The 26,943-nt window shown below is 57.8% G+C and carries 21 protein-coding genes; 15 read left to right on the top strand and 6 right to left on the bottom strand.

Features of this window, described 5'->3' with window-relative positions; translation table 11 throughout:
* Positions 1-267: 267 nt before the first annotated feature.
* The 4 genes from Q9R35_RS18475 to Q9R35_RS18460 all read right to left on the bottom strand — a co-directional run bounded on the left by Q9R35_RS18475 (position 268) and on the right by Q9R35_RS18460 (position 3,779).
* A complete protein-coding gene (locus tag Q9R35_RS18475; RefSeq protein WP_086069934.1) occupies positions 268-786 on the bottom strand; it encodes an aromatic-ring-hydroxylating dioxygenase subunit beta in 519 nt (172 codons plus the stop codon).
* A 13-nt stretch (positions 787-799) separates the two neighbouring features.
* Positions 800-2,089, bottom strand: a complete 1,290-nt coding sequence (locus Q9R35_RS18470) for an aromatic ring-hydroxylating dioxygenase subunit alpha (protein WP_009460850.1) — start codon at positions 2,087-2,089, stop codon at positions 800-802.
* Between the two features lie 66 nt (positions 2,090-2,155).
* Positions 2,156-3,433, bottom strand: a complete 1,278-nt coding sequence (locus tag Q9R35_RS18465; protein ID WP_197314013.1) for an NAD(P)/FAD-dependent oxidoreductase — start codon at positions 3,431-3,433, stop codon at positions 2,156-2,158.
* Positions 3,434-3,464: 31 nt separating this feature from the next.
* Positions 3,465-3,779 (bottom strand): non-heme iron oxygenase ferredoxin subunit, encoded by a 315-nt coding sequence (locus tag Q9R35_RS18460; protein ID WP_009460854.1) that lies wholly within the window; start codon positions 3,777-3,779, stop codon positions 3,465-3,467.
* A gap of 381 nt (positions 3,780-4,160) precedes the next feature.
* Here Q9R35_RS18460 and Q9R35_RS18455 point away from each other — a divergent pair, with 381 nt between their 5' ends.
* From Q9R35_RS18455 to Q9R35_RS18405, 11 genes are all read left to right on the top strand, one after another.
* Positions 4,161-5,258, top strand: coding sequence for a TRAP transporter substrate-binding protein (locus tag Q9R35_RS18455; protein WP_063689718.1), 1,098 nt, complete (start codon positions 4,161-4,163; stop codon positions 5,256-5,258).
* A gap of 24 nt (positions 5,259-5,282) precedes the next feature.
* Positions 5,283-7,685: a xanthine dehydrogenase family protein molybdopterin-binding subunit gene (locus Q9R35_RS18450; protein ID WP_311220237.1), complete on the top strand. Its 2,403-nt coding sequence runs from the start codon at positions 5,283-5,285 to the stop codon at positions 7,683-7,685.
* The gene (locus Q9R35_RS18445) at positions 7,682-8,518 is read left to right on the top strand and encodes a xanthine dehydrogenase family protein subunit M (protein ID WP_063689712.1); all 837 of its coding nucleotides are present in this window, start codon (positions 7,682-7,684) and stop codon (positions 8,516-8,518) included. The genes Q9R35_RS18450 and Q9R35_RS18445 overlap by 4 nt, the downstream gene beginning before the upstream one ends.
* 3 nt (positions 8,519-8,521) lie before the next feature.
* The gene (locus Q9R35_RS18440; RefSeq protein WP_063689708.1) at positions 8,522-9,709 is read left to right on the top strand and encodes a 2Fe-2S iron-sulfur cluster-binding protein; all 1,188 of its coding nucleotides are present in this window, start codon (positions 8,522-8,524) and stop codon (positions 9,707-9,709) included.
* Between the two features lie 44 nt (positions 9,710-9,753).
* Positions 9,754-10,773, top strand: coding sequence for an ABC transporter substrate-binding protein (locus tag Q9R35_RS18435; RefSeq protein ID WP_063689706.1), 1,020 nt, complete (start codon positions 9,754-9,756; stop codon positions 10,771-10,773).
* Positions 10,773-11,552, top strand: coding sequence for an ABC transporter ATP-binding protein (locus Q9R35_RS18430; protein WP_311220236.1), 780 nt, complete (start codon positions 10,773-10,775; stop codon positions 11,550-11,552). The genes Q9R35_RS18435 and Q9R35_RS18430 overlap by 1 nt, the downstream gene beginning before the upstream one ends.
* A complete protein-coding gene (locus Q9R35_RS18425) occupies positions 11,545-12,306 on the top strand; it encodes an ABC transporter permease (RefSeq protein ID WP_042489440.1) in 762 nt (253 codons plus the stop codon). Before Q9R35_RS18430 ends, Q9R35_RS18425 begins: the two co-directional genes overlap by 8 nt.
* A gap of 38 nt (positions 12,307-12,344) precedes the next feature.
* A complete protein-coding gene (locus tag Q9R35_RS18420; RefSeq protein WP_042489438.1) occupies positions 12,345-12,953 on the top strand; it encodes a TRAP transporter small permease subunit in 609 nt (202 codons plus the stop codon).
* Between the two features lie 11 nt (positions 12,954-12,964).
* On the top strand, positions 12,965-14,641 hold the full coding sequence (locus Q9R35_RS18415) for a TRAP transporter large permease subunit (RefSeq protein WP_063689736.1): 1,677 nt from the start codon (positions 12,965-12,967) through the stop codon (positions 14,639-14,641).
* 24 nt (positions 14,642-14,665) lie between these two features.
* Positions 14,666-15,688 (top strand): XdhC family protein, encoded by a 1,023-nt coding sequence (locus tag Q9R35_RS18410; protein ID WP_063689677.1) that lies wholly within the window; start codon positions 14,666-14,668, stop codon positions 15,686-15,688.
* Between the two features lie 188 nt (positions 15,689-15,876).
* The gene (locus Q9R35_RS18405; protein WP_311220235.1) at positions 15,877-17,361 is read left to right on the top strand and encodes an NAD(P)H-hydrate dehydratase; all 1,485 of its coding nucleotides are present in this window, start codon (positions 15,877-15,879) and stop codon (positions 17,359-17,361) included.
* Positions 17,362-17,364: 3 nt separating this feature from the next.
* On the opposite strand, the gene Q9R35_RS18400 is transcribed toward Q9R35_RS18405, so the two are convergent.
* Positions 17,365-18,288 carry a DMT family transporter gene (locus tag Q9R35_RS18400; protein WP_042489432.1) on the bottom strand — a complete coding sequence of 308 codons (924 nt, stop codon included), beginning with the start codon at positions 18,286-18,288 and terminating at the stop codon, positions 17,365-17,367.
* 152 nt (positions 18,289-18,440) lie between these two features.
* On the opposite strand from Q9R35_RS18400, the gene Q9R35_RS18395 reads away from it, so the two are divergent.
* Complete coding sequence (locus tag Q9R35_RS18395) at positions 18,441-20,045, top strand: phospholipase D family protein (protein ID WP_289781549.1); 1,605 nt, start codon at positions 18,441-18,443, stop codon at positions 20,043-20,045.
* Positions 20,046-20,140: 95 nt separating this feature from the next.
* On the opposite strand, the gene Q9R35_RS18390 is transcribed toward Q9R35_RS18395, so the two are convergent.
* Positions 20,141-23,749 carry an AAA family ATPase gene (locus tag Q9R35_RS18390; protein ID WP_311220234.1) on the bottom strand — a complete coding sequence of 1,203 codons (3,609 nt, stop codon included), beginning with the start codon at positions 23,747-23,749 and terminating at the stop codon, positions 20,141-20,143.
* Between the two features lie 195 nt (positions 23,750-23,944).
* Here Q9R35_RS18390 and Q9R35_RS18385 point away from each other — a divergent pair, with 195 nt between their 5' ends.
* The 3 genes from Q9R35_RS18385 (at position 23,945) to Q9R35_RS18375 (ending at position 26,760) form a co-directional block, all read left to right on the top strand.
* Entirely contained in the window at positions 23,945-24,691 is a 747-nt protein-coding gene (locus Q9R35_RS18385) for a GntR family transcriptional regulator (protein WP_042489478.1), read from the top strand.
* 179 nt (positions 24,692-24,870) lie between these two features.
* Positions 24,871-25,764 (top strand): MBL fold metallo-hydrolase, encoded by an 894-nt coding sequence (locus Q9R35_RS18380; protein WP_042489475.1) that lies wholly within the window; start codon positions 24,871-24,873, stop codon positions 25,762-25,764.
* A gap of 21 nt (positions 25,765-25,785) precedes the next feature.
* Entirely contained in the window at positions 25,786-26,760 is a 975-nt protein-coding gene (locus Q9R35_RS18375; protein ID WP_063689664.1) for a tripartite tricarboxylate transporter substrate binding protein, read from the top strand.
* The last annotated feature ends 183 nt before the right edge of the window (positions 26,761-26,943 follow it).

Raw genomic sequence — 26,943 nt, 5'->3', positions numbered from 1 at the left:
AACACCCCAGCAGGCTGACTGAACGGCGTCTTCACAGAGACTTCTTTCACCTCCAGAATCAATCCTCTATAGACCCAACCCCCTTCAGGTCTATCAATCTTCCCCCTCAACCTGCCCTAACAGCTCCAAAGCCTCATTCCATTTTCCAAAAAATAAGCAAAAAAAAAGCACCCTTCAAGAAAGAAAGGTGCTTAAAGGAATCAGAAGACCCTCTGACTCAAGTGGCTCGGAAACAGCTATAAAAAAACCAGACGTAAGAAAGAACACTTACACCGGAAACACCAGATCGTTCGCCAGGATGGACGTATCAAAAATCACCTGACGCTCCTTGAGCATCAACCGACCCTCCACACGCGTGAACGTATCAAAATAATTACCCACCAGATGCACCGTGGAAGGCCCTTCCACCAAGGTCTGCATCAGCATGAAATTACCCTCGGCCTCAATGTCGCCATTATCCTCCTCGCTGATCACACGAACATCCGTGACCAGATGCAGCATGTAGCGCGGGGCATACATCTGCGTGCGGGCAATAGCCACCGCACGATCGTGCATCATGTCGCGCCCTTCGGCGTAGACCAACCCTACCGGCAAATTCAGATCCGCGTTCTCGCGTGAAGTGACCCGGTAAACCGCGTCCTCCACAAAAAACATGGGCCAGTCCTCAACATTGCCACGATCCAAAGTGGCACAGTACTCGGCATTGAAAAGCTCAATTTCCGCCTTCAACACCAAAGCACGCTCAACAGCAATCTTGGCGGGTTTGAAAGAAAAATCCATTTTCATAAGTCAGCTCGTCTTACAGATCCATCACTTGGCGGTAGTACTGGTACATGGAGCGAATAGCCGCTTCCGAGATCAGCGTATTGGACGTACCCAGCTTGCTTTCATCCAGCTTGATGATGTTCACCTCGCTGCTGGAACGACGTACCCCTTCTTGCACAAACTTCATGGCCTCGTTGTCTTCCAGACCCAGGAAACCGGCAGGGCCCATCAGGTTGCCCTGACGCAGACGGTGACGAGTCATCTCCTCGGTATCGTCCTCATAGCCAAACATGGTCCATTGCATGATCAGGCTGTTGGGGCCATTGGGCACAATCTGACGCACACCCAAGGTATTCATCTCGCGCTGAACAATCAGGTTGGGCCAGATCGTCTGCATGGTCACCGACCACGGCGAATCAAACTCCTTGACGTAGTCCAGGAAACGCTCATCGCGCAAACGCATATCGTCCACAAAGGAACGCATTTCCTTCTTGTTGTCCTCGCTGACCTCGGCGTACTTGTCCTCGGACTTGGCCGATGCCATATAGCCATGACGACCATGCACAGGGTCCACATACATCTGCGACTTGTTGCCCGCCACCAGCAGACCAAATACCACCAGGAAAGAGTGCAGCAAGGTCGCGTGGTACGGATCCTTCAGGTTTTCGTGGTACATCTTCCAGTTGCAAGGCAACTCGTTACGGTAGTAACCCAGAATCTTCAGCTTCTTGCCGGGAAACACCGCCTCGAAATCCTTCAGGATTTCAGGTGTCAGGTATTCCGTAATCGGCTCGACCTTGTCGCTGTAGGACGCAAAAATCACGCCATTGTGCGTAGTCACATGCAGCTTTTTCAGACCATGCTCGGAGTTCTTGAAGCTGCGTGGCATGCCGCCTTCTTTATTCGCACCGCGCTTGAAAGGAATCCCTTGCAGATCACCCTTCAGGCTGTAAGACCACTGGTGATAAGGGCACACAAACTCATTGGTATTGCCCTGGTTGTGACGGCAAAACTCCGCGCCGCGGTGTGCACAGCGGTTTTCAAATACGTTGATGCTGCCATCTTCCGCACGAGCGACGACCACAGGCGTGGAACCCACATACGAGCGCTTGTAGTCGCCCGAATCGGGGATTTCTGCTTCCAGGGCCACAAAGTTCCAGGTGTCACCGTGGAAAATGCGTTCCATCTCGCGGTTGTAAATGTCGTTGCTGGTGTAGACCCAATCCGGAATGGTGTTGAGCACGTCCTCGGGCCAGGTGCATTCCTCGACAGGGCGGTCTTTGGACCCGACCGTCTGGCCTATCACCGTTTGCGTCTGATACATGGGGTTCTCCTCTGATAACTCTTTAATGATTCGTGATGACGAGGCGGCGCAGGCCGCTTCTCTTTCTTAGACTTGGGCCGTACGGGCCGCTTCTTTCACGTACTGGCGCAGCTTGGTCGCCGGGTCCAATACGATGGCTGGGTCCACAGGCAAGTTCTGCTCCATGACGCTACGCAAGGCGCGTAGATCCGCACCGGCATTGACGCCAATCGCGTGTCGCAGATGTTGGCCCTCGAAAGCCAGCAACATGAAGCTGATGGCGTCGCCCTGGCTGTCCATGACGCCGCGTACCTGATAGTTCAGATCCGGGCTGCCTTGGCCCAACATCTGAATGTTGCAACCGAGCACATCCGTCCAGAACCAGCTGACAGGCGCCGCAGGGGCATCCTGCCCGGCAATGGCGTGGGCCACCTGACGAGCTTGTTCATTGGCGTTCTGCCAGGATTCGCTACGGGTGCGCACGGAGGTGTCAGGGCAAATCTGTGTGGCGCAATCGCCGGCGGCATAAATGCCTGCCACACTGGTGCGTCCCTGGCGATCCACAATAATCCCGGCCGTCATATCGTCTACCGCGATACCACTGGCCCGCGCCAAGGCGGAGTTCGCGCGCAGACCGGCGGCCACAATGGCCAGATCGCCATTCAGGATCTGGCCATCATTTAGTTCCAGCTGAACGGGGTGCTCGTTTTCTGCCGCAAAGTGGGCCTGACGCACACCCTGACCCAAGCGCACGGTGATGCCTTGCGACTCGAAGCGCTCCAGCAACCATTGCGACAGCAGCGCAGGGGCGTTGCGGGCCAGCAGACGTTCATTCGCTTCAATGACAGTGACCTGTGCGCCAGTTTCACTGGCAGTTGAAGCCAGTTCCAGACCCATGAAACCGCCACCAATCACCAGGGCGCGCAAACCGGGTTGCAGACGAGCTTGCAGGCTCAGGGCATCGTCCAGCGTGCGCAGATACAGGGCGTTGGCCTGGCTGGCGGGCAGCAGAGCCAGTTCGCGGGCCGCGCCGCCTGTGGCCAGCACCGCGTGGTCAAAGCTCCAGGTCTGGCCATTGCTCAGGCTGGCCTGACGCGTGGCGCAATCCAGAGACTGCACGCTGGTGCCCAACAAGAGTTCAATATTCTGTTCTTGATAGAACTCGGCTTTTTGCAAAAACACGCTGTCAGTGGTCGCGCTGGACTTGAGCACGTCTTTGGACAGGGGCGGGCGTTCGTAGGGAAGGTGAGTTTCATCCCCTACCAAGGTGATGCTGCCGCTAAAGCCCAGGCTGCGCAGTTCGCGCGCCAGCACCGAAGCCGCTTGGCCAGCGCCGATGATCAGTACGGAAGTGTGGTGTGCCATGATGTTGCAGGTCTCGTCAGCAGAAAAAAGCTCAGGCCTGACTGAAGTCGGCCAGAATATCGTTGCCTTCAATGCGCAGCGGGTAGACCTTGATGTCCACCGTGGCAGGGGCGTTCATCGCCTTGCCAGTGCGCAAACAGAACTTGGCCTGATGCAAAGGGCATTCCACGCAACCGTCTTCCAGATAGCCGTCGGACAGCAGGGCATATTGGTGGGTACAGACGTTGTCGGTCAGGTGGAACTCGTCATCCAGTTTGTGCAGGGCCAGTTTCTTGCCTTCCCACTCGATTGCCAGGGACTCTTCGTTGTCGATGGCATCAGTTTCGGAAATTTTTATCCAGTTCAAAGTTGTCTCCGGGTTGTGCTTTCAATTAGTCAGTATACTGTATAAATTATAAAATCAAATATCGTTTTTATAAGGGATTGCGCTAGTTGAGGCTTAAGCTATTGATGATGCTTTCCTTTATCTCATCAAGGACATGCGTCAGTAGTTTCCCTGCTTGACCAAAAATTAATTAATCAGCACACTTACTATTATCGAAGCGGTGAATGTCAATTTCATAGTGTGCTGACACTGCTTGGAACGTCCGTCTGGCCCCTCGGGGGGACGGTTTGGCAAGGTTCGGGCAGTTGCTGTCGGGGCTGCAAGCCAGACTGGCGGGCAAACTACCCAGACCCCTATCGAGCAAGGGGTGTAAATACATTAAAAAATACAAAGAGGTGAGTGATGGAGCGTCGTAGTTTTCTGCTGAAATCGGCAACGGTCGCTGGTGCAGGTTTGGCAGCAGTAGCCGCCCCTGCAATGGCACAAAACAGCCCCACCGTACGCTGGCGCATGTCGACCGGCTGGCCCAAAAGCCTGGACACCATTTACGGTTCGGCTGAGGCGCTGTGCAAACGTGTCAGCGAACTGACCGAAGGCAAGTTCGAAATCCGCGCTTTCCCCGGTGGCGAGCTGGTGCCTTATGCCCAGAACATGGATGCCATCAGCAACGGCACGGTCGAGTGCAACCACGTGCTCAGTACAGCTTTTGTGGGCAAGAACACCGCCGTAACCTTTGATACCGGCTTGTCCTTTGGCATGAACGCCCGCCAGCATAACTCCTGGGTGCACTTCGGTGGCGGCCTGAAATTGCTGCGCGAAATGTACAGCCAGTACAACATCGTGAACTTTGTAGCCGGTAATGTGGGCGTGCAAATGGGCGGCTGGTTCCGCAAGGAAATCAAGGATCTGGACAGTCTGCAAGGCCTGAAAATGCGTATCGGGGGCATCGGCGGCATGGTGCTGTCCAAACTGGGCGCGGTGCCTCAGCAGATTCCTCCTAGCGATATTTACTCCTCGCTGGAAAAAGGCACGATTGACGCGGCCGAGTGGATTGGCCCTTACGACGACGAAAAGCTGGGTTTGAACAAAGTTGCTCCCTTTTACTACTCCCCCGGCTGGTTCGAGGGCAGTGCGTCCTTGACCACCATGGTCAATAAAGATGCCTGGGAAGCCTTGCCTGCCAACTTCAAGGCTGCATTCGAGACGGCCTGTAACGAGCAGACCATGCTCAGTCTGGCCAAATACGATGCCTTGAATCCCGGTGCCCTGCGCAAGCTAGTGGCTGAAGGTGCCAAGTTGCGCTACTTCCCCAAGGACGTCATGAAGGCCGCCTACGACAAGTCCCAGGAATTGTGGAAAGAACTGTCGGACAGCAATGCCGATTTTGCCAAGATCTATCCAAGCTGGAAGGCCTTCCAGGAGCAGGAAGCCAGTTGGTTCCGGGTGGCCGAAAGCGCCCTGGACAACTTCACCTTCAGCGAGTTGGGCAAGCGCAGTTAAGCAGCACATTCTTAAGGTAGTGAAATGAGTCAGCACAGTCACCCGTCAAGCCTGGCTGGCCAAGGAGTGGGTGCGCGTATTCTCCGCAAGGAGGATGCGCGCCATCTCAATGGCCGGGGCAACTTCATCGGCAACATGACCATGCCGGGCTTGCAGGAAGTCGCCTTCCTGCGCAGCCCGATGGCGCATGCCCGAATCCGTCAGATCAATATTGAAGACAGCGCACGCGCGCAGGTTATTACCCGCGCCGATATGCCGGACTGTCTGGATATTTACGCCGCTTCCACTTTGCCCAGTTACCAGGCCTCCAGCATGCCGCCGCTGGCCTCGGGCAGTGTGCGTTATGTGGGCGAGCCGGTTGCCATGGCCTTTGGTGACAGTCGCGCCGTGGCCGAGGACGTTCTGGAGGAGATTGAAGCCCTGTACGATGAGCTGCCGGTTTACGGCAGCGTGCCGGCCTCGCTGGCCGCGCAGGGTGATCTGCTGCATGAGGGCTGGCAGGATAACGTGTTTGTGACATTGCGCTCGGACGTGGCCTTTGAGGAGCACGCCGCCCGTGCCGACCGCGTGATCGAGCACTCTGTCAGCCTGTCGCGTCAGTGCATGTTGCCGATGGAAGGCAAGGCTGTTCTGGCCTATTGGGATTTCCAGGCCGATCAGTTGGTGGTGTATTGCGGTAGTCAAATTCCGCACATGCACCGCACGGGCATTGCCCAGTTCCTGGGGATGGATCAGGCGCAGGTGCGTGTGATTTCCCCCGATGTCGGTGGCGCCTTTGGTTATAAATGCGTGCTGCATCAGGAAGAGCTGTGCGTGGCCTGGTTGGCCAAGACCTTCCGCAAACCGTTCCGTTTCATGGAAGACCGTCGCGAGCACTTGATTGCGGGCGCTAATACCCGTGAACACCAGTACCGACTGAAAGCACACATCAGCAATGAAGGCCGCCTGCTGGCGCTGGACGCTGAAATTGATATTGATGGCGGCGCGTACTCCGTCTGGCCCTTTACCGTGGGGCTGGAAGTAGGCCAGGCCTTGGGCAACTTGCCCGGTCCTTACGATTTCCGTGGTTACCGCTGCCGCACGCGCGGTGTGGGCACCAACAAACCTGGTTTCATGCCATACCGTGGCGTGGCCCGTACGGGTGTCTGTCTGGCCATTGAACAGATGATGGATCAGATCGCTTTGGCGGTGGGCAAGCCCTCCTGGGAAATCCGCCTGATGAATCTGGTGAAAGGCGAGCAAATGCCTTACGTCAACGTGGCCAACAAGCATTACGACTCGGGAGATTATCCAGAAAGCCTGCGCCGCGCTCTGGCCGCGGTGGATGTGGATGCTGTGCTGGCTCGTCAGGCCAAGGGTGAGGCTGATGGCCGCCTGATCGGTTTGGGTGTGGCGTCCTATACCGAGCAGTCTGCACATGGCACGTCCGTGTTCGCCAGCTGGGGCACGGCAGTGATCCCCGGTTTTGATCAGGCTTTTGTACGCATGACCCCGGATGGCGGTCTGGAAGTGCGCGTGGGTGTGCACTCGCATGGTCAGGGTATGGAAACGTCTTTTGCCCAGATCGCCAGCGAAATTCTGGGCATCCCCGTAGCCAAGATCAAAGTGGTGCACGGTGATACCGGCCGCACGCCATTCTCCACCGGCACGTACGCCTCGCGCTCCCTGGTGATGTCCGGCGGTGCGGTGTCCAAGGCCTGTAAAGAGTTGCTGCCACGCGTGCGCAAGATTGCCGCGCATATGCTGAAAGCCGATGTGGACAGCATGCAGCATCAAGGCGATATGTTCAGCGCCGAGGGGCGCCAGGTCAGCATCGCCCAAGTGGCTGATGCCTGGTACATCAATCCGCAGCATTTGCCCGAGGACGTGGACCCGCAAGGTCTGGAACTGTCGGTAGGCTACAAACCCAAAGTCGATACTGGCAGCTTTACTTATGCCAGCAATGCCGTGGTGGTGGCCGTCGATCCAAGTACCGGCGGCGTGGAAGTGCTCAAGTACGTGGTGGTGGAAGACTGCGGCGTCATGATCAACCCCATGATTGTGGAAGGCCAGACGATCGGCGGGATTGCCCAAGGGATTGGCACCGCCTTGTACGAAGAGATGCCTTACGACGAGTTTGCTCAGCCGCTCGCATCGACCTTGGCAGACTACGTCATGCCCGGTGCCTGCGAAGTGCCCAATATTCATATCGAACACATGGAAAGCCCGTCGCCCAATACCGAATTTGGTGCCAAAGGCATGGGCGAGGGCGGAGCGATTGCCCCTCCCGCTGCCATCATGTCCGCCATCAATAATGCCCTGCGCTCTACCGGCGCACAGGTCTCGCACACGCCCGTGACACCGCACCGACTGCTAAGCGCAATTCGCGCTGCAGCACAGCCCGCCAATCAGCAAGATAAACAGCCCGTGTCGGAGGTTCAGGCATGAAGGCCGCCAAGTTTGAGTACGAACAGGCCCAGAGCCTGAAACAGATTCAGGATGCCTATGGCAGCGACCCTTCCGCCGTGCGCTTGATGGGTGGTAGCCAGTCCCTGGGCCCCATGTTGAATTTGCGTCTGGTACGCCCTGGCCGTGTGCTGGACGTGTCGGCAGTGCCCGAGCTGCGTCAGGTATCAGCTCATAAAGGGCAGGTGCGGATCGGCGCTGCCGTGACACACGCCCAGATTGAAGACGGCATTCACGAACTGCTGCGCGGCCACATGATGCAGAAAGTGGCAGGCCGCATTGCTTACCGGGGTGTGCGCAATCGCGGCACTTTGGGTGGCAGCCTGGCTCATGCAGATCCGGCGGCGGACTGGGTGCTGACTTGTGCTGCTTTGGGTGCAAACGTCAATATGCGTGGAACCCAGGGTAGCCGCAGCGTTCCCATGAGCGAATTCATGCTGGCCGCCTACACCACGGTGCTGGAAGCCGGTGAGTTCATCGAGTCTGTGGATGTGCCTGAAGTGTCCGGCTCAGCCCGTTGGGGTTACTACAAATTCACCCGCAAAGTGGGCGAGTTTGCTGATGCCAGTTGTGCCTGTTATTTCGACCCGGCCACGCGCACGGCCCGCGTAGTGATCGGTGCCATGGAAGGCGCCCCGCGCTCCTTGTCCGAACTGGCCGTGAAAGTGGCCGCACAAGGGGCCGCCGTCCTGGAAGGGGACACGATTGAAGCGGCCCTGCAGCCGTATCTGGCACAACGGGACGAGGCCCATCAGGTGCTGTTCCGTACGGTAGTAGAGCGCAGCCTGAAGCAAGCGCTGGGCGTGAAAGGTTAAGACATGGCAGAAATCTCGATTCAAGTTAACGGCCGTCAGCAAAAACACGAGGCCGAACCGCGCACCCACCTGGGTGATTTCATCCGCGAGAAAAGCCGTTTGACCGGCACCAACCTGAGCTGTGAACACGGTGTGTGCGGCGCATGTACGGTGCTGGTGGATGGTCGTCCGGTGCGCTCCTGCATTACCTTTGCCGGTGCTTGCGATGGTCACGAAGTCACCACCGTAGAGGGTTACGACGACGACCCGATCATGAGCCGTCTGCGTACCGCTTTTTCGGAAAAACATGCTTTGCAATGCGGCTTCTGTACGCCCGGCATGTTGGCCACCGGTCGCGATATCGTGCTGCGTTTGCCCGATGCGGACGAGGCCCGTGTGCGCATTGAACTGTCCGGCAATATTTGCCGCTGCACCGGCTATCAAGGCATTACGGCTGCCATCTTGTCCGTGCTGCAAGCCCTGCGCGATCAGCCCGATGCCCAGGTAGAAGCCTTGCGCGCCGCTGTGGTGCAAAACGTGCAGCAGGACTGGAATCAGAACGGCTTTACGACTTTTGAAGCGGTACAGGAAGAAGTACAGGCTCCCGCTCCGGTGGCGGCTGCTGCGCCCACCGCGTCCGGTAGTGCCGACAAGGGCAAGGGGCAGGCCATTCAAGGTGGTTTTGATGCCCGTTTCCCGGCCGATCAGGTTTGGGCTTTCATGAAGGATTTGCCCAAAGTGGCGGGCTGTCTGCCCGGCGCGATTATCGAGTCTCAGGAAGGGGCCACGGTACAGGGCAAGATTGCCATCAAGTTTGGCCCTATGTCGGCTGCCTTCAAAGGTAATGCCACGCTGGAAGAGGACAACGAACGCCGTGCCGCCGTGCTGCGTGGCGAGGGTGTGGACTCCTTGAGCCAATCGCGTGCGCGTGGCGACGTCAGCTTTCAGGTCAATCCGGATGGCGAAGCGCGCAGCCGCGTGGAAGTGGAACTGGTGTATTCGCTGCAAGGGCCACTGGCGCAGTTTTCGCGCTCCGGGCTGGTTCAGGATTTCGTGCGCCGCATGATTGCGGAGTTCGGCAAGAACGTGAACCTGCGCCTGGAAAAACCGCTGGCCGAAGGCGAAGAGCCGGTGGTGGCCGAATTCAATCCGGTCAAGATGTTTTGCAGCATTTTGTGGGACCGCTTCAAGGGACTTTTCCGGCGCTCATAAGCGCATAGACGACGCAAGACGATAAATATAACGGGGGTAAGGAGATGACGGAGCGTAAAGCTTTGGGAGGACGTGTGCGCCTCGCAATCGGGGCCACCTTCTTGTTGAGCACCTGGGGGGCGGTAGCAGAGCCCTTGAATGTAAAGCTGGACTGGACCCCTTGGGCCGTCCATGCACCGTTTCATCTGGCCGTGGAAAAGGGCTGGTTCAAGCAGGCTGGCCTGGATGTACGGCTGGAAGATGGCAACGGTTCTGTCACGGCGGTGCAGATCGTAGGCGGCAGCGACCGCTTCGATGTGGGACAGGCGGCACTGGCTTCCATGGTGATTGCACGCAGCAAGGGCTTGCCAGTCAAAGGGCTGGCCACCTTTGCCACGTCCAGCGATATTGGCGTGCTGGTGCCCAAGGATTCGGGCATTAGTGGCCCGGAGGGCTTGAAGGGACGCAAGATCGCCTATACCGCCGGTTCTCTGGAAGCGCCTTTTGTCGATGCGTTTCTGGCGGCGGGCGGATTGCGCCGCAGCGATGTGGATCTGCTGAGCGTGGATGCCGCAGGCAAGGCCGCCACCTACGCGGTGGGCCGGGCGGATGCCGTGATCTCGACCATTCCTTTTGTACTGGCTTCGGTGTCGCGTCAGCGCGCTTCCACTGCGATTCCTTTCGCTCAGCATGGTCTGGATATGGTCAGCTTTGGTCTGTTCACCAGCGAAGCCAAACTGGCCAGCCGAAGCCAGGAATTGACGACGTTTTCCAATGTGGTGGCCAAGTCCTGGAACTACATTTACAACGGCCACGAGCAAGAGGCGGTGGATGCGATTGTGGCGCAACGCCCCAATGCACGTCTGGACAAAGTCATTTTGCTGGACCAGCTGAACATTCTTAAAAACTACTTCGGCCCGGCTGTCGAGCAAGGCAGCATTGGCGTGAACCAGCCTGCGGATTGGGACAAGACCATTGCCACGCTGGAACGGGTAGAGCTGATCCCGGCTGGACAGAAAACCACGGACTACTACCAGTCTGATGTTGTTACTCCGCAATCCCTGAGCAGTCTGGAGCTGAAGTAATGGCGGCGCGGGTTCTTTCTCAAGATGTGCGCAAGCGCTTTGAGGGTGCGCGCGATGTGCTGGCGCTCGATGGCATCAATGTCGATATTCAACCCGGCCAGTTCATCAGCATCCTGGGCCCCAGCGGCTGCGGGAAAAGCACTTTCCTGCGTTGCGTGGCCGGACTGGAAAACATCAGCAGCGGCTCCTTGACGGTAGATCAGCAACCCGTCAGCGGACCTCCCGATCAGGTAGGTATGGTGTTCCAGCGCGATGCCTTGCTGGAGTGGCGCACCATACGCGACAACATTCTTTTGCCTTTGGAGTTTGCCGGCAAGCGCACGGCCGATTATCTGGACAAGGTGGACCAGTTGCTGGCCTTGACCGGCCTGTCCCAGTTTGCCGACAGCTATCCACGCCAGTTGTCCGGCGGCATGCGACAGCGGGCGTCCATCTGCCGTGCCCTGGTGGATGATCCGCGCCTGTTGCTGATGGATGAGCCTTTCGGTGCGCTGGATGCGCTGACACGCGACAACATGAACGCCGAGTTGCAACGCATCTGGATGAAAACGGGGAACACCACCTTGTTTGTGACGCACGGCATTGCCGAAGCCGTTTTCCTGGGCGATACCGTGCTGGTGTTCTCGTCTCGTCCGGGCCGCATTCTGGAGCAGGTCAAGATCGACTTTCCCCGTCCGCGCCCGCTGTCCTTGCGCGAGACCCCGGAGTTCGGTCGGCATGTGGCGCATATCCGTCAATTGTTTGGTATTGCCGATGGCGCGGGAGACAGCCATGAATAAAGCCTTGCGTTCCATGCCCAGCTGGTTGGCGGGCGTGGTCTCTACCGTCGTGGTGCTGTTGGCATGGGAATTAATTTGTTGGTTGGGTCAGGTGCGGGAAGTGATTTTGCCGCGCCCCTCGCTGATTCTGGAGGATTTGTATGGCGAACTGGGTTGGTACATGGGCCAAGCGTTATACACGCTCGGCATCACGCTGGCTGGATTTGTATTGGCCGCCGTAGGCGGCGTGCTGATCGCCGTCGCATTGGTGGGTTCACCGCTCTTCGAGCGTTTTTGTTATCCCCTGATTGTGGGGTTCAACAGCATTCCCAAAGTGGCTCTGGCACCACTGTTCGTGGTCTGGATGGGTACCGGCTACGAGCCCAAGGTGGCCATTGCTTTTCTGATTGCCGTCTTTGCCGTGATTGTGGATACGGTACAAGGCTTGCGCTCGGTCTCGCCCGACATTCTGGACCTGGGCCGGGTCCTGAAAGGCGGGCCGGTTGCCTTGTTTTTCAAAGTGCGCTTGCCCTCTGCGCTGCCCTCGATCATGGCGGGCCTGAAAGTGGCCCTGTCCCTGGCTTTGGTGGGGGCCATTGTGGGCGAGTTTGTGTCCTCCCAGCGCGGGCTGGGCTTTGTGATCATGAGCGCCCAAGGGGTGTTCGACACGGTGCGCGTGTTCTCCGCCCTGTTCATTCTGGCCGTCATGGGGCTGGTGTTGTATTTCCTGCTGGATGCAGTTGAAAAGCGCGCCACCCGTTTTCGGTCTCATTAGATTTCCACTAACTTCAACGCAGAAAATCTGGGGGATTGATGCAATCTTTACTCAAACTATCAAAGGCGATTGACAGCCTGAATCAGTTATGTGGCCGGGTGGTCATGTGGGTGGTTCTGCTGGTTGTCGTAATCAGTTCCTATAACGCCATCGCGCGCAAGTTCTTCGATTCCAGCTCCAATGCCTGGCTGGAGGTGCAGTGGTATTTGTTTGGTGCCTTGTTCCTGCTGACGGGCGGCTACACCTTCTTGCGCAATGAGCATGTGCGTGTGGACGTATTGGCCTCGCGCCTGTCCGAGCGCAAGCAAATTGTGATCGAAGCCGCGTGTGTGGTGCTGTTCATGTTGCCGGCCTGTGTTGCCATCATGGCCTTGTCCTGGCCGGTGTTCATGGACTCCTACCTGACCCAGGAAGTGTCATCTAATTCCGGTGGCCTGATTCGCTGGCCTGCCAAATTGATTATCCCGATTGGTTTTGCCCTGATTTCCCTGCAGGGAATTTCGCACCTGATCAAGTGCATCGGTTTCCTGCGTGGCGCTTGCCCCAACCCCAACAAGAAGTTGCAGGACAAAACGCCCGAAGAATTGCTGGCCGAAGAAATTGCACGGCAAGCCGAGGCCAAGTTAGCGCATCAACACAAAGGCTGAACCAGATCATGATGGATTTATTTGTCGCCAATATGGCGCCAGTGATGTTTGCATCACTGATTGTTTTCTTGCTGCTGGGCTTTCCGGTTGCCTTTGCGCTGGCCGCCAACGGTATGGTGTTCGGTCTGATTGGTGTGGAAATGGGCCTGTTCAACTGGTCTCTGTTCCAGGCGTTGCCGCTGCGTGTATTTGGGATCATGGCCAACGATACCTTGCTGGCGATTCCCTTCTTTACCTTCATGGGGCTGATTCTGGAGCGGTCGGGCATGGCAGAAGACCTGCTCGATACGATTGGTCAGTTGTTTGGCTCCATGCCCGGCGGCCTGGCCATTGCCGTGGTGTTTGTGGGAGCCATGCTGGCAGCCACCACGGGTGTGGTGTCGGCCTCGGTGATTTCCATGGGCCTGATCTCCTTGCCCATCATGCTGCGCTATGGCTACAGCCGTCGACTGGCAACGGGTGTGATCGCCGCTTCGGGCACCTTGTCGCAAATTATTCCGCCATCTCTGGTGCTGATCGTACTGGCTGACCAGCTCGGTCGTTCGGTAGGCGATATGTACCGTGGCGCCATGGTGCCCGGTCTGGTGCTGACAGGCTCTTATCTGCTCTACATCCTGATTCTGGCCGTACTGCGTCCCAAGGATGTGCCCCCCATTCCGGTTGAGCATCGCACTTACGCGGAGGCCAATGGCCGCTCGGGTTCACGTTCCTTGTGCGTGTTGCTGCTGATCTCGCTGGTGGCCGGCTATGTATTGGACGAGTTTTGGGTTGATCCCAACGGTCCGGTAGACGAGAAGGTCATTATTTGTATCTTGCTGGTTGGTGGTGTGGCTTTCGTGCTGGCCCTGATCAACAAATGGCTGAAGCTGGGCTTGCTGTCGGTTCTGGCCGAACGCGTGGTGTTCGTCATGATTCCGCCCTTGGGCCTGATTTTCCTGGTGTTGGGGACGATCTTTCTGGGTATTGCGACACCGACCGAAGGCGGGGCCATGGGCGCCGTGGGCGCAATTCTGATGGCAGTCAGCCGTCGCCGCCTGAGCATCGACCTGCTCAAGCAAGCCATGGATACCACTGCCAAGCTGTCCTGCTTTGTGATGTTCATTCTGATCGGTTCCACCATCTTCTCGCTGACCTTCCGTGGCGTGGATGGCGACCTGTGGGTGGAGCACCTGCTGATTGACCTGCCTGGCGGCGAATATGGCTTCCTGATTCTGGTCAGTGTGCTGGTGTTTGTACTGGCCTTTTTCCTGGATTTCTTCGAGCTGGCGTTCATCATCGTGCCTTTGCTGGGGCCGGTGGCTGACAAGATGGGCATCGATTTAATCTGGTTTGGCGTGCTCTTAGCCGTTAATATGCAAACATCCTTTATGCATCCACCATTTGGCTTCTCACTATTTTATTTGCGCTCGGTGGCGCCCAAGGATGATTACATCGACAAAGTGACCAAGAAGAAGATCCCGGGTGTGGCTACAGGCGACATTTACTGGGGCTCCGTACCCTTTATCTGTATCCAGATTGTCATGATTGCCGTGGTGCTGCTGTTCCCAGGCATGGTGACGCACTACAAGGGGACGGGGGCGAAAGTTGATCCCAGTACGGTCACGATCGAAATGCAGGATGAATACGGTGCTGACTTGAATCCGTTTGATGATTCGGGTGATGGCGGCGGGATGCCGGTATTCAAGTAAACACAGGAAAGACAGGAGACAGAGATGGAGAGCCTGGATGTCAGGGTATTGCGCCAGCTGCAAGAGTGGCGCGCACAAGGACGTGACGCCATTCTGGTCACGGTTGTGCAGACCTGGGGTTCGTCCCCGCGTCCAGAGGGCTCCATCATGGCTCTGGAAAAGGGCGGGGCAGTGGTCGGGTCGGTCTCGGGCGGTTGTATCGAGGACGATCTGATCCGTGCCTATCACGACCCCGAAGGGGCGGATAAGCGCCTGCATGGCGATGGCCGTCCCCAGTTGTTGACGTATGGCATCAGCGCGGATGAGGCGCATCGCTTTGGCCTGCCTTGTGGTGGCACGATCCGTTTGCTGGTGGAGTTCAACCCCTGCCCGCAAGCCTTGTCAGACGTGTTGGGCCTGCTGGAACAGCGTCGTCTGGTGCAACGACACGTGGATCTGCAAACCGGCCGTGCCTGGAGCAGCGCCACCCGCGTTCCGGCTGCCTTGCATTTAAGCCAGGACTGCCTGTCGGTCACTTTTGGCCCGTCTTATCGGCTCTTGCTGATCGGGGGCGGGCAACTGTCCGAGTACGTGGCGACCATTGCCTTGTTCAATGGCTTTGATGTGACAGTCTGCGATCCGCGCAGCGAGCATATTCAGGGCTGGAGCGTGGCGGGTGCACGTGTGGTCAGCGGCATGCCGGACGATGAAGTCATTGCCTGCGTACCGGATCGCCGTACGGCCATTGTGGCTCTGACGCACGACCCCAAGCTGGACGATATGGCCTTGCTGGAGGCGCTCAAGAGCAGTGCCTTTTATGTGGGGGCGATTGGTTCGCGACGTAATAATCAGAGCCGTCGTGAACGCCTGGCCGAATACTTTGACCTGACGGCCGAAGAAATTGACAAGCTCAAAGGTCCGATTGGCTTGTATATAGGCAGCAAGACCCCGGCAGAGATTGCTGTCAGTATCATGGCCGAGATCATTGCGATCAAGAACGGTGTGGATGTGCCGCGTGAGCTGTCCGTTGGCTCTGTCAAGGATAGACAAGAACAGCAGTCGGCCTAGAGGGTGGCTGCTGCGACAGTTCTGCATTCAGACAATTCGCACTAAGATAAGAGAACGGGCGGCGACCCGTTCTTTTTTTGTCTCCGGGCCGCCCAGGACCTGACGCTTGCTGCTCTCAGCAGGCCGCCAGCGGGTGACAAGCCCGTGCAGCACAGGGACATTTTGATTTCTGCCTTCGTGAGCCTGTCATGCCCTTTGTGTCTCAATATGGTTTTTTTCCCCTGAGTGCCGCCCCTGGAAAACAGGCCCTGTACAGCCCGGCACAGTGCGCCAGCATGGATGCGGCGGCTCCGGGTTTCGGGGTGTCTATCGAGCAATTGATGCAGGCCGCTGCCCGTGCAGTGGCGCGTGCGGTGCAGCGACACTGGCCGCAAGGGGCCGTGCTGTTCTTGTGTGGGCCGGGCAATAACGGTGGCGATGCCTTGGTGGCGGCGCAGATTCTGCGTGAGCAGGGGCGGGTGGTGTCCGTGTTCAGTCTGGTGGACCCGTCCCAGCGACAAGGAACGGCTGCCTGGGCTCAAACACAATGGCAGGGGCGCTGGGAAAGCCAATGCCCGGACTTTCGACGTTTTTCCGTGGTGGTGGATGGCTTGCTGGGTGCAGGCCTGGATCGTGATGTAGAGGGCGAGACAGCTGCCTTGATTCAGGCTTTGGCAGCTTCCAAGGTTCCTGTATGTGCCATTGACGTGCCATCGGGTCTGGATGGGGCCAGCGGGCAGGTGCGCGGTGTGGTCGCCCCTGCCACGGTGACAGTCAGTTTTGTGCGCTACAAGCCGGGCCATGTGCTGTATCCGGGCCGTGCCTTGTGCGGCAAGCTTGAGCTGGCCGAAATCGGTATGCCAGCGCCGGCCTTGCAAGAGGCCAATACCTGGTTGAATGAACCTGCCTTGTGGCAGGCTCATCTGCCGCAGTTGGGCGCCCAGAGCCATAAATACACGCGTGGGCATGCTTTGGTGGTTGGGGGCGAACGGATGACCGGAGCCAGCCGTCTGGCGGCTCGTGCAGCACAACGCGCAGGAGCCGGACTGGTCAGCATGGCTGTGCCGCCCTCGGTCTGGTCGGTGTACGCCGGTGCACTGGACAGCATCATGGTGGCCCCCTTGGATGACACTTTGACCACGGACGAGCGCATTCGCGCCTGGCTGGTGGGGCCGGGTGCGGGACTGGGTGAGCAAACCCGTCGCCTGACTTTGGCTTTGCTGGCAACGGGGCGACCTTGTGTTCTGGATGCGGACGCCATCAGCAGCTTTGCAGCACAGCCCCAGGAGTTATGGGATGCCTTACATGAGCAGTGCGTGTTGACCCCTCACGCGGGCGAGTTTGCCCGCGTTTTTGAGGAAGCGCCGGATCGTCTGGAGGCAGCGCGACTGGCTGCTACGCAATGTGGTGCCGTGCTGGTGTTGAAGGGAGCAGATACTGTTATTGCCGCGCCCGATGGGCGGGCCTTGATCAATGCCTGCGCACCGCCGTGGTTGGCCACCGGGGGCAGCGGGGATGTGTTGGCGGGTCTGGTCTGCGGCTTGCTGACCCAAGGCATGCCTGCCTTTGAAGCGGCGGGGGCGGCTGTCTGGCTGCATTCACAGGCCGCCCTGGAGTTTGGTCCCGGATTGATCCCGGAGGATTTGATAGAGGTGCTGCCCCGTGTTTGGCAGCGCCTTCTGTCCAGGGCCTGACACTTACTTGCGTGGGGCGCGCTGGTAAGCCAGCGCCACAATCCCGCTAAGCACTACCGCTCCACCCAGCAATTGGGTGGAGTTCAAGGTCTGTTTCAGAATCAGCCAGCCCAGAATCAGCGAGGCCACCGGCTCCATGTTCATGAAGGGCGCATTGCGTGTCATGTCCAGGCGGGGAGCCAGCACAAACAGGGTCACGAAGCCCGTGGTGTACAGCGCACAGACCAGTGAAAGGGCAATCCAGCCTGTGGCATCGTGGGGCAGGGAAGAGCCGCCGGGCAGCAGTCCCAAGGGGCTAAGCGCAATTAGGCAGACCAGGGTTTGGCTGATGGTACAGAAGCTGCGTACCAGGCCGGGCAGTGGCGCCAGTTTATTTTCTGTAATCCACAGCCCAATCGCAAAGGCCAGAGCGGTCAGCAGGCTGCACACTACGCCCAGCACCCATTGCCCATCCAGCGTTGCGCCCTGGATCAGACTGGGGGCGTCCAGCGCCAGCAAGAGGCCGACCAGAATCGCCACCATGATGATGGAGGTCTTGCGCGTGGGTTTGTGCCCGCCCAGTATCCAGGTCAGCAGGGCCAGCAGAATCGGGTACATATTGGCCACCAGCAAGGCCAGGGCGACAGGGATGCGGGCGATGGAGGAGTAAATCAGCATGCATTGCATGGTGATCAGCCCGCCCAGCATCAACTGCCAGCCCAGGTACTGACGGGGCACGTACAGGGCTTGCTTGCGCCAGATCAGCAGCATGCTCAAGGCCAGCGTGGCGGCGGCCGAGCGGAAAATAACCGAGATGATCAGCCCGGTGCCATGGTCCAGTGCCACTTTGGCCGCAATGTGGTTGGCGGCAAAAGAGCTGCCCAGCATCAACAGTAAAATAATGGCAAGGTGGCGGGGCAGTAAGGCAGAGGACGTGGCGGGGGGCATGCTACTTGTTTCAGGTTTAAAGTATGGGTGGTTGCTTTATTGTTGTCCGCCCTGTCACTTGCTGCAAGTGTTGATTGCAAATCGAGGTCCATATCCCTAGGGTTGGCGGTGCTACTATGTGGAGCGATGTCCATGACCACAGAGATGACTCCATGAAAATCGATCCCGCCAAGAAGCCGACGATACCCCGTTCCACGGGGCAAGCGCCGTCCTTCTTCTGGCGCAGCTTAATTGCGGGTGGAGCCTTGCTGGCCGGCCTGACAGGCTGTGCCCTGCCGTCGCTGGACGGACGTAGCCACAGCGAGGCCTTGCCCCTGGAGCAGGCCCGGGACACCATGATTGGCCAGGCAGTGGCTCCCATGGTTCAGCAGCATCCTGGCTTGTCGGGCATTTATCCCTTGTTCGATCCGCACGACGCGTATGCCGCCCGTGCCCTGCTGGCCTTTGCGGCCCAGAAAACGCTGGATGTGCAGTATTACATCTGGCGGGGCGACACCACCGGCACCCTGATGCTGGGTACCTTGCTGCAAGCGGCAGAACGTGGCGTGCGCGTGCGCTTGCTGATTGACGACAATGGCATCACGGGTCTGGATGCTACCTTGTCTGCCTTGGACGCTCACCCCAATATCGAGGTGCGGCTGTTCAATCCCTTTGTATTGCGCTGGCCTAAACCTTTGGGTTTCCTGACGGACTTCTCCCGCCTGAACCGGCGCATGCACAACAAGTCTTTCACCGTGGATAACCAGGTCACCATTATTGGCGGACGCAATGTAGGGGATGAGTACTTCGGTGCGACCCAGGACGTCTTGTTTGCGGACCTGGACGTCATGGCAATTGGTGCCGTGGTGCAAGATGTCTCCCATGATTTTGACCGCTACTGGGCCAGCCAATCCGCCTATCCGGTAGACAGCCTGATCAAGCCGGGCGGTCCGGAAGCGTTGGTGAAGTTTCAGGCGAAGTTGCAAGAGGCCGAAGCCCAGCCACGTGCCAAGGATTATCAGCAGGTGCTGCGTGAATCGGATCTGGTCAGCCATTTGGTGCGTGGCGAGCTGGATTTCCAGTGGGCCCGTACCACCATGATCAGTGACGACCCGGCCAAGGCTTTGGGCCCGGTCAATCCAGAGCAGTTGATGGTCTGGCAAATGGACCATGTGCTGGGCAAACCCACCAGTCAGGTGGACCTGGTGTCCTCTTATTTTGTGCCCACCGCTGCTGGCGTACGCGCTTTTGAAGCGATGATGCAACGGCCTGGCATGAAGGTGCGCATTCTGACCAATTCCCTGGCTGCCACGGACGTAACCGCTGTGCATGCCGGCTATGCGAAACGACGCAAAGCCTTGCTGGAAGCTGGCGTGCAGCTGCTGGAGCTGCGGCCCACCATGGACAAGCCTACGCGCCACGGTTCGGGGCCTTTTGGCAGTTCGGGCTCGGCCCTGCACGCCAAGACCTTTGCCGTGGATGGCAAACGCCTGTTTGTGGGCTCTTTCAACTTCGATCCGCGCTCGGTCAATTTGAATACGGAACTGGGCTTTATTATTGAAAGCCCGGAAATGGCACAAGCCTTGTCCAAGAGTTTCGACGAAGTCCTGCCTTACCGCAGCTATCGTGTCGAACTGGATGAGAATGGCGACCTGGTATGGATTCAGCTGAACGAAGACGGCACCGAGCGCTTTTTCACGTCCGAGCCCAATGCCAGCATCTGGCGCAGGGCCGGAGTCGGTGTGCTGTCTATCTTGCCTATCGAGTGGCTGCTTTAAAGCACACCCGGCTCCCTGCTAGGGATGTGAAATGCCCCCAAGGATGATGTTTGCATTCTTGGGGGCATGTTCATCTGGCCGCGTTTTTCCGCTGGCTAGACCTTGAGCTTTTGCACGGCCTGCCGGCGTGTCTGAATCCAGTCTGCATAGCGATGCAGGCCGTACTTTTCCATGTGCTGCTCGGCCAGGTTCCATTCCTGCAAGGCCTGGGCATTTTCACCCAGCGCCATCCAGGCATCGCCGCGTACACAGTGCAGCTCTGTGCGCAGGCTGTCCGTGTCGTAGCGCAGGCCTTGAGCGGCGGCCTTGTCCAGCCAGGGCATGGCTTCATTGCTGCGCCCCAGACGTATCATGGCGCGGGCGATCCGGCTCATCAGGCCATCCGCGCTAATCGGCAATCCGTACTGGGCAGTCTGTACGCAATCGAGCAGGGATTGCAAGCTGGCTTCGCGACCTTGCAGCATCACTTGGCAGTAGTGCAGGTAAGAGCGGCTAAGTGCAGACCAGGGCTCGGGGTTATGCGACTTTTGCAGCTCCTGCAAGGACAGTTCGGCCACCTGCTGACAGTCTTCCAGTTGCTCCATCAGGTAGTAGGCCTGCATGACGAACAAATGGGTAATGGCGCGCAGGGAGAAAGCGGTATCCCTGCGCAGGCTTTGCAGGGCCAGACGCGTGTGCTGCTGAGCGGCGTCCATATCGCCCTTCAATGCCAGGGCGACACTCAAGGTTCCAAAGGTAATGGACTGGGGGAAATGCTCGGCAATGGCCTGCCGGCTGTTCTGCTCTTTCAGGTCATCAAAGACCGCCAGGCTCAGGTTCAGCGTCTGGATGGCATTGCCGACATTGCCTTTCCATAGTTCGTGCTGGCCTATGGCATACAAGGCCCAGCTGCGGTTCTGGTCGTGGCTGGTTTCATTGGCCAGGGCCAGCAGCTGACGTGCTTTTTGCAAGGCCTGCTCGAAGTTGCCCTGGGCCTGGAAAGCCGTCCAGGCCGTCCACAAGCTGATCATGACCTGATCCGAGTCATGCTCGTCATGCAGCCCATGTCCCAGTTCGTAGGCCATGGCGGTAGAGGCAGAGGCCGGACCGTACAGGGAGGACTCGATCGCGCCTTGCAGCATGCGGCATTCAAACTGCAGGGTTTGACGTACTTGCAGGTCTTCGATCAAGTCGCTGCGGTTCAGGGAGCGTTGCAGATACTGGCTGGCCTGACGCAGATTATCTTGCGCCAAGGCTTCACGGGCGGCGCGCTGCCACCAGAAGGCGGCCTCTGCGCTTTCGGCCTCGCACAAGTGCAGGGCAACCTGTTCGGGCGCATGACGACGGCGGATACCGTGCTGGGCAATGGCGTAGTGAGCCTGGCGCAGCTCCTCCTGCATGGCCACGCGCTCCAGTGCTTGGGAGATCAAGGGCAGGCAGGACACATGCTTGTCATGCACATCAATCAAATCCAGCGTAGCCAGCGTATCCAGTCCGCCGCTCAAGGCGGTGTTATCCAGACGCAGCATCAGGGCCAGTTCGTCAATGGCAATGGGCTCATCCTGCAAGGCGATGCTGGTCAGGATGTGGCGTGTTGCGGGCAAGAGGCTGTGATACTGAGTGCAGATCAGGTCGGTCAGACACAAGGCGTCATGGCATTCGCTATTGAGCTCGTGACCGCGCAGCAGCTCATTGGCATGGCCGGGGTTACCTGCACTTAACTTGACCAGGCGGCTGCGTTTGTCGCGCGCCAGACGCTGACCCCGTTGGCTGCTTAGCAGACTGTTGATGCTGGAGCGATCCAGTGTGCGCAAGCTCAGATGCTCGGCACGCTCCAGGCCATGACCAGGCTTGCGGCTGGTGGTCAGCAGCAAGGTTGGGTGGCGAGGGGCGGTATGCGCCAGCAAGCGGATCAGACGTTGCGTAGGCGGGTCGGCCCACTGCACATTTTCAATAATCAGCAAACGGCGGCGCGGGGAATTGCCAGGGCCACTAAGCAGATTGAACAGAAGGTCCATATGCGCCGTGGATGGCTCGTTCAGATCCTGCTCGTCAGGGCCGCTGTTTAGCCACTGATGCAAGGACTGGGCCTGTTTGGGGCTGATTTCCAGTGCCTCTTGCAAGGTCTGAACAGAGAACGGGTCGCGTTGCTTACTGTTTTGCGCGGTGATGTAGTTGGCGATTTGCTCGTGCAGCCAGAGGCGGATCGGGTGCCAGGCCACGCGTCGCTTGTCCTCGCGACAATGCAGCACAATGCAGTGATGGGCAGTTTTTTGAACATAGTCCGCCAAAGACTGCACCAGCAGGCTTTTGCCAATATGTGCGCGCCCATGAATGGCAATGTGGTGCAAGGCCCGATTCGAGCCTATATGCGACCAGGCCTGCACCAGGTGATCAAACTCTTGCGAGCGACCATAAACGCGGCTGGTCAACCGGGCATGTTCTGTTTCGGAGGGACTCAGGTTCAGCCACAGGGCCTCGTTCTGGCGGCCCACAGGCCCTTGAATATCCTTGGTGTCCAGACGCAGAGCGGCTTGCACGCTGATGCGCGGCGCGCCGGGGGCGGCCTCCCAGCTCAAGGGCAAGACCACTTGTGCCAACTGGCCCCATGGGTCCGGGTAGGCGCTTTGATCGTCCATGGCCAGATCAGCATGCAGGGCGATGCTCAGCTTGATGTGCTCGTCCATGCGCAAGGTCGCAGCCACGCGCGCCAAAGCGGCCGCCTGGTTAACGGGCGCTTCCAGCAGTTCGGGATAACCAAAATAGGCAATCAGTTGACTGGGGCCAGCTTCACAGGGCCAGCCGCCATGCTGTTCGATCAAGTGCTGCAAAGTCTTGCGGCTGTGCTCCAGCAGTTGCCCGCCTTTTTCGCGGGCGTGGCGGTGGCTGGGCTCAAAGCGCAGGCAAAAACCCACTGCCGCCAAGGGACGCAGGCGCAGGGAGACGGTTGTGGGCATGGATTTGGCGGGGCTGACCGAGCGCGCCGGCAAATCCACCAGGTTGCGCGTCTGCGCGCTGGGCTCGCAACCGAGACGATCGGCCAGCAGGACGGAACATTGCTCGTAGGCGTGCAGGGCGGCTTCGTGCTGGCCTTCCTGTTTCAGCCGACGAATCAGCTCCTGGTGCAGTTTTTCTTCTTCGGGCCAGATCACAAGCCAGCGTTTAAGGTAACTGATTGCTTGTGGCGCAGGCAGGGCGCTCAGGCCGGACTGAATATAACGGTCACGACATTGCGACAGAGTTTGTCGAATGTTTTGCTGCGTATCTTGCAACCAGTCTTGCAACTGCTCGCCATGATGCAGTTTCACCTGCCCCAGCAAGGGGCCCTGATACAGATTCAGACGCTCCAGATCGCTAAGGGACGGCTGGCTGGGGTGCTGCAGCAGGCTGAGCACGTCCACTTGGGTATGGCTGGGATCCAGTGCCAGGGCGTCATTGGTAATGTGCAGGGCCTGATCGCAGCCTTCAAAGGCACGGCGCAAGGCATGCAGCGCGTGGCGCAAACGAGCGCGGCCCACGCTGATCGGATCTTCATGCCAGATCGTTTCCGCCAGACGGCTGCGACTGATGGGTTTACCCTGCGCCAAAGCCAACATGGACAATAAAATACGCGCTTTATCGTAATTGATGATTTGTGCGCGGCATTGTCCTTGAACCAGCAGTCGGTAGGTACCGAGCAGGTAAATTTGGGCCAAGTGCGAGGCAGAGGAAGGTAAAACATCCATGGGCTCGGGCTCGTATCAAGAGTTAAGCAATGATTGGGATAATGTATCCGATCCGTTTAATTTTCGTTTACCAACTTTTGCAAAAATAAACGCCTTGCTTGTTCAAGATTAAACCTTTTTGGGATATCTCCGGCTTATCGCATCGCAGGCTATGATGTGAACTTGTCACTTTCCTGTGCTTGGTTGCCTTTTCGTATGGTTGATCCCACACGTTCTTCGCTGCGCAAACAGTCCAAATTGCCTCTGTCGCTCAAGGTGAAATATACCTTGCGAGCGCGCCTGGAGCGTGGTGAATGGCCGGTGGGGACGCGTATCCCCACGCTGGAAGAGCTGATGCAGGAATACGGGGTTTCGCGTGCCACTGTGCGTGCGGCTCTGGACGAGCTGGAGCATGAAGGTCTGATCGAGCGTACGCGTGGCAAAGGCACTTTTGTGATTGGCGACGTGGCACAGGATCATTGGCTGATGTTGCCCACCAATTGGGATGCCTTGATCGAGCACTTGACGCGTCTGGATTCGGTCATGGTGGAGCTGGGCAGTGGTGCGGGAGCCTTGCCCATTGAAATTACCGGCCAGTCCTTGCCGGATGAGTACTGGTGGACCAATCGCATCAATTACGCCGATGGCGTGGCTTATAGCCTGAATACGGTGTATGTCCTGCAAGCTTTGGCCCAGACCTTGCAGCCTGAATTAAGTCAGGAGCCTGTGCTGCTGGTGCTCAATCGTCTGGCTCGCGAGCAGATTCATACGGTTCGTCAAACCCTGACGGTGCGGGTAGCTGATGCGGACCTGGCGCGTCATTTGAGCATGGATATAGGCATGCCTGTCGTGCGGGTGATTCGCCTGATCATGAACCGTGCGAATCAACTGGTTTATGCGGCGCAGGTCTTTTATCCTGCCAAATACCTCAGCATTCAGACTGAGCTGACACCTGGTTTCTAAGCCTGTCATCCCAGGCGCGATGCGCCTTTGCGACACTCCTAGGTAAAAACACCAAGTTATTCCGCTGGATAGCGAGGTGTACACTTTTTCCATAAAGTCCTAAAAATAGAACTTTATGACTTTATGGAAAAGGCACTGTTTTGGTGCCGGAAGTTTTTATCTGTTTGGAGGAGTTTTACGTGAAGATAACCATGCTTGGTACCGGCGCTGCGCTGCCAGATCCCGACCGTGCTCAGTCGTCCATTTTGGTGACGCTGGAGAACGGCAAGAATTACCTGTTTGATTGCGGCGAAGGGTCCACGCGTCAGATGGTGAAGGCCAATATCAATCCGGCTGATGTGCCCTGGGTGTTTTTAAGCCATCTGCACTATGACCACGTTTGCGGCCTGCCGTTTTTCGTGCTCTCCAGCTGGGTTTTTAATCGTGAAGGCAAGCTGAAGGTTTTTGGTCCTAAAGGCACGCAGGATTTTGTGGATCATTCCTTCGAGAACGGTGCTTTCCGTGTGGATATTCAGGCCCGTGCGGCCTATCCGGCTCGTCAGAAAAACATTGAAGCCGTACGTCCCGAGGTTTTCGAGGTGGAACCCGGCCTGATGTACGAGGACGAGGACGTCAAGATCTACATTGATGTGGTGGATCACATTCCTACCGAAATTACGGATTGCTTTGGTATCCGCATGGAGGCAGAAGGCAAGGTGGTGGCGTTCAGTGGTGACACGGCTCCTTGCGAGTCCATGATACGTCTGGCGCAGGATGCCGATTTGCTGATACACGAGTGCACGTTCCCGGAGTCTTTCCTGAAGCATCGTGCGGAATCCGGGGTAGGAACTTTTGCACATACCAGCCCTTTGCAGTTGGGTGAGATTGCTCGCAAAGCCAATGTGAAGAGTTTAGTGGCGACCCATTTTGGGCATTACGATTCCACCAGTCCGGTGATTAAACGTGCGGCGGGTAATCATCTGCCGGTCGATTTGATGGGGCCGGAGCGCCTGGACGAAGTGGCTCGGGATATTCGCAAAAGCTACAAAGGCGATTTGCGTTTGGCAACGGATTTGATGCGCATAGACCTGTAAAAGGCGCGCGGGGGAGACAAGATGCTGGCAATTAAAAAGACGATGGTGGGCCTTGTAGCTGCGCTTGGCCTGGGGGCAGTGGGACCGGTCTGGGCGGATTATCCCGATCATCCTGTGCGAGTGGTGATTCCTTACCCTCCGGGAGCGGCGGGTGACATTATTTTCCGTATCTTGCAGCCCGAGCTGTCTCGGGAACTGGGGCAAACGGTGATTACGGATTACAAGACCGGCGCGGGCGGCAATATCGGCACGCAGATGGTGGCGCGCTCCAAGCCGGATGGCTATACCTTGCTGTTTTCAGCCACCAATAATTTTGTGATCAATCAGTTCTTGTACAAGAACATGGGCTATGACCCATTCAAGGATTTGCATGTGATCAACAAGGTGGCGGATGCGGCGGCGTTTGTTTATGTGAATGGGGAGTTGCCGGTCAAGAATATGGCTGAATTCCGGGATTACGTGCAGCAGCGCAAAGGGCAAGTGAATTACGGGACGCCGGGGGCAGGCACCACGCCGGAGCTGTCGGCCTGGAAATTGTCCGAGGCTCTGGAAGGCGACATGCTGGGTATTCATTACCGGGGCTCGGCACCGGGGATTCAGGCTTTGTTGAGCAATGAAGTGCAGATGTTTGTCAGCAGCTATGGCTTGGGGGCAGCTTTTTTGCCAGAGGGGCGTTTGAAGGCTTTGGCAGTGGCCTTGCCAGAGCGTTTCCCGGCTTTGCCTGATGTACCGACGATGGAGGAGCTGGGCTACAAGGATGTGGTGATCAGCAACTGGTGGGCCTTGGCGGTTCCTGCCGGTACAGATACGGAGATTGTGGCCAAGATTGAAGGTGCTTTGGAGAAGGTGCTGGCCGATCCCGAGATTCGCAAGAAGCTGCTGGATCAGGGGTATTTGCTGTCCAAGGTGTCGGCCGAGGAGTTCCGCAAGGGGCTGCCTGCAGAGGCGGATTACTGGCACGACATCGTGACTAAGGCTGGGATTAGTTTGGACTGATGTATTGCTGCCTGATCGGGGCTTGGTGTTTTTTGGAGCGCTGTGTGCGAGGGTTTATTTGAATTGGGAGGAGGTTGGTTCTGACAGGGGGAGGCTTTCTTCTGGACGTGCCGTTTGGGCTTTGTGTGAGAGCGGCGGATAGTTTTCTTGTGGGGCCCGGGGACGGCTTGTCTTGGCGGGGCC

The organism is Alcaligenes sp. AB3, assembly GCF_031844565.1.
Taxonomy (GTDB): Bacteria; Pseudomonadota; Gammaproteobacteria; order Burkholderiales; family Burkholderiaceae_B; genus Alcaligenes; species Alcaligenes faecalis.
Note: the sequence above shows the minus strand (reverse complement) of the source record. Positions and strands in the feature narration are given on the sequence as shown.

Bases quoted from the DNA above. Each gene is read 5' to 3' on its own strand.
- Q9R35_RS18475 (WP_086069934.1), bottom strand. From the start codon at position 786: ATGAAAATGGATTTTTCTTTCAAACCCGCCAAGATTGCTGTTGAGCGT.
- Q9R35_RS18470 (WP_009460850.1), bottom strand. From the start codon at position 2,089: ATGTATCAGACGCAAACGGTGATAGGCCAGACGGTCGGGTCCAAAGAC.
- Q9R35_RS18465 (WP_197314013.1), bottom strand. From the start codon at position 3,433: ATGGCACACCACACTTCCGTACTGATCATCGGCGCTGGCCAAGCGGCT.
- Q9R35_RS18455 (WP_063689718.1), top strand. From the start codon at position 4,161: ATGGAGCGTCGTAGTTTTCTGCTGAAATCGGCAACGGTCGCTGGTGCA.
- Q9R35_RS18450 (WP_311220237.1), top strand. From the start codon at position 5,283: ATGAGTCAGCACAGTCACCCGTCAAGCCTGGCTGGCCAAGGAGTGGGT.
- Q9R35_RS18445 (WP_063689712.1), top strand. From the start codon at position 7,682: ATGAAGGCCGCCAAGTTTGAGTACGAACAGGCCCAGAGCCTGAAACAG.
- Q9R35_RS18440 (WP_063689708.1), top strand. From the start codon at position 8,522: ATGGCAGAAATCTCGATTCAAGTTAACGGCCGTCAGCAAAAACACGAG.
- Q9R35_RS18435 (WP_063689706.1), top strand. From the start codon at position 9,754: ATGACGGAGCGTAAAGCTTTGGGAGGACGTGTGCGCCTCGCAATCGGG.
- Q9R35_RS18430 (WP_311220236.1), top strand. From the start codon at position 10,773: ATGGCGGCGCGGGTTCTTTCTCAAGATGTGCGCAAGCGCTTTGAGGGT.
- Q9R35_RS18425 (WP_042489440.1), top strand. From the start codon at position 11,545: ATGAATAAAGCCTTGCGTTCCATGCCCAGCTGGTTGGCGGGCGTGGTC.
- Q9R35_RS18420 (WP_042489438.1), top strand. From the start codon at position 12,345: ATGCAATCTTTACTCAAACTATCAAAGGCGATTGACAGCCTGAATCAG.
- Q9R35_RS18415 (WP_063689736.1), top strand. From the start codon at position 12,965: ATGGATTTATTTGTCGCCAATATGGCGCCAGTGATGTTTGCATCACTG.
- Q9R35_RS18410 (WP_063689677.1), top strand. From the start codon at position 14,666: ATGGAGAGCCTGGATGTCAGGGTATTGCGCCAGCTGCAAGAGTGGCGC.
- Q9R35_RS18405 (WP_311220235.1), top strand. From the start codon at position 15,877: ATGCCCTTTGTGTCTCAATATGGTTTTTTTCCCCTGAGTGCCGCCCCT.
- Q9R35_RS18400 (WP_042489432.1), bottom strand. From the start codon at position 18,288: ATGCCCCCCGCCACGTCCTCTGCCTTACTGCCCCGCCACCTTGCCATT.
- Q9R35_RS18395 (WP_289781549.1), top strand. From the start codon at position 18,441: ATGAAAATCGATCCCGCCAAGAAGCCGACGATACCCCGTTCCACGGGG.
- Q9R35_RS18390 (WP_311220234.1), bottom strand. From the start codon at position 23,749: ATGGATGTTTTACCTTCCTCTGCCTCGCACTTGGCCCAAATTTACCTG.
- Q9R35_RS18385 (WP_042489478.1), top strand. From the start codon at position 23,945: ATGGTTGATCCCACACGTTCTTCGCTGCGCAAACAGTCCAAATTGCCT.
- Q9R35_RS18375 (WP_063689664.1), top strand. From the start codon at position 25,786: ATGCTGGCAATTAAAAAGACGATGGTGGGCCTTGTAGCTGCGCTTGGC.